Annotated in this window: 4 protein-coding genes; 3 read left to right on the forward strand and 1 reads right to left on the reverse strand. The window is 72.9% G+C overall.

Annotated features, from left to right (window positions below; genetic code table 11):
• Nucleotides 1–155 precede the first annotated feature (155 nt).
• Nucleotides 156–1,442, forward strand: a complete 1,287-nt coding sequence (locus ACYVE9_RS16285; protein WP_461028581.1) for a transporter — start codon at nt 156–158, stop codon at nt 1,440–1,442.
• A gap of 102 nt (nt 1,443–1,544) precedes the next feature.
• The gene (locus tag ACYVE9_RS16290; protein ID WP_461028582.1) at nt 1,545–2,546 is read left to right on the forward strand and encodes a hypothetical protein; all 1,002 of its coding nucleotides are present in this window, start codon (nt 1,545–1,547) and stop codon (nt 2,544–2,546) included.
• Between the two features lie 28 nt (nt 2,547–2,574).
• Here the strand turns inward: ACYVE9_RS16290 and ACYVE9_RS16295 are convergent, their stop codons facing one another.
• Nucleotides 2,575–3,324, reverse strand: a complete 750-nt coding sequence (locus ACYVE9_RS16295) for a hypothetical protein (protein ID WP_461028583.1) — start codon at nt 3,322–3,324, stop codon at nt 2,575–2,577.
• 458 nt (nt 3,325–3,782) lie between these two features.
• On the opposite strand from ACYVE9_RS16295, the gene ACYVE9_RS16300 reads away from it, so the two are divergent.
• A complete protein-coding gene (locus ACYVE9_RS16300) occupies nt 3,783–4,517 on the forward strand; it encodes a GNAT family N-acetyltransferase (protein WP_461028584.1) in 735 nt (244 codons plus the stop codon).
• Nucleotides 4,518–4,632: the final 115 nt, after the last annotated feature.

Genomic DNA, 4,632 nt, shown 5'->3' on the forward strand with positions numbered 1-4,632 from the left:
CCGCCTGCGACTGCGCGGGCACGTCGCCGGCGCCGAGGAACTCACCGCGCACGGCTACGCCCGCACCACCGGCGGCCTGGGCCGCAGCCCGCTGCTGCTCACCGCAGCGCTCGCCGAGGCGCTCACCACCACCGCAGGAAAGAACTGAGGCCGCCATGGGAATCGTCATTCTCCTGATCATGCTGGCCGGCGTCGGACTGATGCTCAGCCGCAAACTGCCCACGGCGTTCGCCCTGGTCCTGCTCGCCGTCGCCGTCGCCCTCGTCGCCGGGGCACCCTCCACCGGCGAGAACAGTGTCGTCGACACCGTGCTCCAGGAAGGCGCGCCCCTGCTCGCCGCCACCATGATCGCCATCCTGCTCGGCTCCTGGCTGGGCAAACTGCTCGACGAGACCGGTATCGCCGGCACCCTGGTCCGCAGGATCGTCGAGTTCGGCGGCGACCGCCCCACCGTCGTGGCACTCGGTGTGCTGGGCGTGTCCATCCTGGTGGGCACCGTCACCGGGTCCGCCCCGGCGGCCATGCTCGCCGGCATCATCGGCATTCCCGCGATGATCGCGGTCGGTATCCCGAAGATCACCGCGGCCGGCACCATCCTGATGGGCATCGCCGCCGGCATGCCGTTCGAACTGCCCATCTGGCAGTTCTTCTCCACCGCGCTGGAACTGCCGATCCCGACGGTGCGCGGTTTCATGCTGAAGCTGTTCCCGTTCGCGCTGTTCTTCGCCGTGCTGTTCGTCCTGGTGGAGACCCGCCGCCGCGGCGTCGAGCACGCCTGGTCGCTCAAGTCGGTCCCGGCCAGGTCCGGCGGTCCGCGGCGGTCCCGCCGCCCGGGCGACGCACCCTGGTACGCGCTGCTCACCCCGGCGGTCCCGCTGGTGCTCGCCCTCGGCTTCGAACTCGCCATCATCCCCTCGCTGCTGGCGGGCGTGCTGTACGCGCTGGTCACCACCACCCGCCCCGGTGACCTCAGCCGCCGACTGCTCCGGACGCTCTACGCGGGCTTCGACGTCGCCGCACCGCCGATCGTGCTGTTCATCGCCATCGGCATGCTGCTCTCCGCCGTCCGGCTGCCCGGCGCCATCGAGGCACTGGAACCGCTGGCGGAGGCCGTCAGCCCGCAGAACCCGATCGTGTTCGTCCTCGTCTTCACCGCGCTGGTCCCGCTGTGCCTCTACCGCGGACCGCTCAACGTCTACGGCCTGGGCGCCGGCATCGCCGGCGTGCTCATCGCCGCCGGCATCTACCCGGCCGTCGCCGTGCTCGGCCTGACCTCCTCCTACAACCAGGTCTTCGGCGTCGCCGACCCCACCAGCACCCAGACCGTGTGGAGCGCCCAGTACGCCGGGGTGTCACCGCAGCAGGTCATGCTCCGCACCCTGCCGTACGTGTGGTGCGTGGCGCTCGCGGGCCTCACCGTCACCGCCGCCCTCCACCTCTGACCGGCACCTCCCCGCCGGGACGGCACCTCCCGAACGACCGGCCCCTCACCACCGGCCCCCACGACCGGCAGCACCCGCACCGCCCACCACAAGGAGCACACCGTGAAACGACGCAGCCCGCTGCGCACCGCACTGGCCACCGGGACGGCCGTGGCCGCCGGCGGCGGGCTCACCGCCCTGGGCACGGGCAGGGCGGCCGCCGCACCGGCTCGGTTCCCCGACTACACCTACCTGCGCACCCTGCTGACACCCGGACAACTGACCCACCACAACCCCACCGGGGAGATCATCTTCCCCTGCATCCGGGGCGTGTACGACCGGCTCCGCTCGCCGCTCGGCCGGTACTACCTCTACTACGCGCCGCACGACAGGCCGGGCGGCATCTGCCTCGCCTACGCCGACTCCCTCGCCGGCCCCTACACGGAGTACCCGGGCAACCCGCTCGTCGCCAACGACTGGGCGCCCCACTACTCCGTCAGCCACGTGTCCTCGCCGCACGTCATGTGGAACGCCGACGCACGCGAGATGTGGCTGTACTTCCACGGCGAGAACACCACCACCCGGCTCGCCCGCTCCACCGACGGCATCAACTTCCGCTACGACAAGACGGTGCTCACCACGTCGATGCTGCCGTCGGGCGCCACGGAGGCCTCCTACGCCCGGGTGTTCCGGCACGACCTGCCCGCCCGTGGCGCCCGGTACGTCATGGTCTTCATGATCAACGACACCACCAACCGCCGCTCCATCGGCTGGGGATGGTCGGCGGACGGCCGGAACTGGAGCTTCGCGCAGCAACCCCTGGTACGGCCGCAGCAGGTCGGCGTGACCAACCTCAGCGGCCCGCACCTGCTGTGGCGCAACAACAGCACGTACGTCGTCTACCACACCGACAAGGGCAGCGGCGGCAACATCCTCATCACCGAGGTCGGCAACGACTTCAGCCGCCGGAACCACCTCGGCGTCTTCCACCGCCCGATGTCCGGCGGACCCGACAGCGGACGGGCCGCCGCGCCCAGCTTCGGCACCGACCGCGGAGTGGAGTACATGGTCTACGAGGCCGGTGAGCGCCTCGCCGGCTCCATCGCCGTGGCCCGCGCCCGCTGACCCGCGGCGCAGGCCAACTGGCTGACGTCTAGCGGTACTTGGCGAACTGGTGCAGTGCCGCCTGGGCGAACGCCACCCGCCGGTCGAGGCGTTCGTGGTGCCACAGGTACTGCGCCCGCAGGTAACGGAAGTCCAGCGCCGCACGGCGTGCGCCTCGCCGGCGCCACACCGTGCGGCGCGGACAGCCCCAGACGATCAGTTCCGTGGTGTCGCCGAGCGTCACCAGCGTGATCAGCAACGACACGACGAAGAAGACACACCACAGCGGCAGCAGCAGTACAAAACCCGCCCAGCCGAGCAGCGTGCCCTTGTGCCCCAGCAGCGGGGCGCCGCCGTCCGCCGGATCGATCCGCCAGCACGCCCGCCCGGTCAGCGCCGACCGGCCGCGGCTGATCCGGCAGATCGGCTGCTCCTCGGCGTCGACGACATCGAAGGCGCGCGGCTCGCCCCCGTCCGGCGCCGCCTCCGGCCGCACCGCGCACCACACCTCGTCGGGGCCCTCCCGGTCGTGCAGGACCAGCACCGGATGGTCCTCGTGCTCGGCGCGCAGCGACTCGGTGCGCTGCTCCACCTCCGCCACGGTGGTCTGCAGGGCGACTGCCGACCGGCGTGCCGGACCGAGCGGCGTACCCGGCTTCACCAGCGAGACCCGCGCCAGCGCGGCCTCCGCCCGGTGCTCACCGTCCGGCAGCAGCATGAAGCACTCACCCTCGGGCCACAGTCCGCCGTGCGAGCCGGAAGTGCCGCTCACCTCCACGGTGAAATCCGTGCGCGTCATCTCCCGCTCCCGTCCGTCGTGTCGTGACCCGCGGCAGATTGTGCCAACTCCCCGCTCCGGCGTGCAGGGCGCGTCGATGCGCCGTGCACGGAACCGGTGCCGCGCCGCTCGCCCACGGAGCCGCCGGGCGGCGGAACGACCAGGTGAGCGGGGGTGTCCGGCGCGTCCGCGCCACGCGGCCCGGACACCGCTGTGCCGGAGCCCGGACCCGGCCGAAGCACCTGTTAAGGCAGCGCACATCCGTCCGCTCCTCCCCGGCCACGCCACGGCCAGCGCGCCCGGACAAGAAAGGGGTGCCGGGTCCGGTCACCGCCGCGACCCCTCCCGCAGCGAACAGGAGAACCACCGTGACGACGCCACTGGCCCCCGCACCCCTCTCCGCCCCCGCGCCCCTCTCCGCCCCCGCACCCGCCACGGTCCCCGCGCAGCGCACAGCCGGGGTCCCGGCCGGCGCCGGGGTGCCGGCCACCCGCTACACCGTCTCGCTCGCCCGCGACGAGAGTGAGGTCCGCGCCGCACAGCGGCTGCGCCACGACGTGTTCGCCGGTGAACTGGGCGCGCTGCTCGCAGGCCCCGAACCGGGCCTGGACACCGACCCGTTCGACGCCTACTGCGACCACCTGCTGGTCACCGAGAACCGCACCGGGGCCGTCGTCGGCACCTACCGCCTGCTGCCGCCCGACCGGGCCCGCGTCGCCGGACGCCTGTACGCGGAGAGCGAGTTCGACCTCCGCGCCCACCGGGACCTCCACCCCGACCTGGTCGAACTCGGCCGCTCCTGCGTGCACCCCGACCACCGCGACGGCGCCGTCATCGCCCTCATGTGGGCCGGCATCGCCCGCTACCTCACCCGCACCGGCCACAACTGGCTGGCAGGCTGCTGCTCGGTGCCGCTCGCCGACGGCGGCCGGCTGGCCGCCGGGGTCCGGACCCGCGTCGCCGAACGCCACCTGGCGCCCGAGGAACTGCGCGTCACCCCCCGCAACCCGTGGCGGCCCGCCGGCTCCGGCGCCGAAGAGGCGCGCACCGAGCTGCCGCCGCTGCTCCGCGGATACCTGCGGCTGGGCGCCAAGGTCTGCGGCGAACCCGCCCACGACCCGGAGTTCGGCGTCGCCGACTTCTACGTCCTGCTGTCGCTGAAGGACATCCACCCGCGCTACCTGCGGCACTTCCTCTCCCTTGTGCCCGCCTGATGACCGGCCGCCACCCGTGGCTGCCGGCCGCACCCTGCACCACCACCCGGTGCCTGCCGCCCGACGCGCCGACGGTCGGGCTCGGCAGGCAGCTGCTGCGGCTCGCCACCGCGAC

It is taken from the genome of Streptomyces sparsus (assembly GCF_054776295.1).